Consider the following 1162-nt stretch of genomic DNA (forward strand, 5'->3'; position numbering starts at 1 on the left):
GCCATCGTCGTCTTCGGTGGTCCAGTTAATTACGACCTCGCCGTAGAAGTTCTCGGCAGGTGTAAACACGAAGTTGCCATCGCTGTCTGTGCTGATCGATCCTTGAGTCGCATCCGCTAGAGTCGGTGTGGTCGACACTATGGTGCCATCCACATCGCTCGCATCAAACGTCAGAACAACCGCAACATCTTCGTCGGTGGTCTTGTCATCTGCGGTGATCGTTGGTCCATCGTTTACATCGCCCACAGTAATGGTCGAGGTGGTGGTCGCCGTTGCGCCATCGTCGTCTTCGGTGGTCCAGTTAATTACGACATCGCCGTAGAAGTTCTCCGCTGGGGTGAACACGAAGTTGCCATCGCTGTCTGTGCTGATCGAGCCTTGAGTCGCATCCGCTAGAGTCGGCGTGGTCGACACTATGGTGCCATCCACATCGCTGGCATCAAACGTCAAGACAACCGCAACGTCTTCGTCGGTGGTCTTATCGTCTGCGGTAATTACTGGGCCATCGTTCACATCACCCACGGTAATGGTCGAGGTGGTGGTCGCCGTGGCGCCATCGTCGTCTTCGGTGGTCCAGTTAATTACGACCTCGCCGTGGAAGTTCTCGGCTGGGGTGAATACGAAGTTACCATCAGTGTCTGTGCTGATCGACCCTTGAGACGGGTTAGCCAGAACTGGCGTGGTCGACACAATGGTGCCATCCACATCGCTGGCATCAAACGTCAGAACAACCGCGACGTCTTCGTCGGTAGTTTTGTTGTCCGCAGTAATGGCCGGTCCGTCGTTCACATCACCCACGGTAATGGTCGAGGTGGTGGTCGCCGTGGCGCCATCGTCGTCTTCGGTGGTCCAGTTAATTACGACCTCGCCGTGGAAGTTCTCGGCTGGGGTGAACACGAAGTTGCCATCAGTGTCTGTGCTGATAGAGCCTTGAGACGGGTTAGCAAGAGTCGGCGTGGTCGACACTATGGTGCCATCCACGTCACTGGCATCGAACGTCAGAACAACTGCAACGTCTTCCTCGGTGGTCTTATCATCCGCAGTAATAGCCGGACCGTCGTTCACATCGCCGACTGTGATGGTCGAGGTGGTGGTCGCTGTCGCGCCATCGTCGTCTTCGGTGGTCCAGTTAATTACGACATCGCCGTAGAAGTTCTCCGCT

1 protein-coding gene is annotated in these 1162 nt (G+C 55.9%); it reads right to left on the reverse strand.

What is annotated here, in order from left to right; all coding sequences use genetic code 11:
- Positions 1–1162, reverse strand: a 1162-nt coding sequence (locus tag JQC93_RS20210) for a tandem-95 repeat protein (RefSeq protein WP_205160110.1), incomplete at both ends; no start/stop codon positions are given.

It is taken from the genome of Vibrio ulleungensis (genome assembly GCF_016900875.1).
Lineage (GTDB): Bacteria > Pseudomonadota > Gammaproteobacteria > Enterobacterales > Vibrionaceae > Vibrio > Vibrio ulleungensis.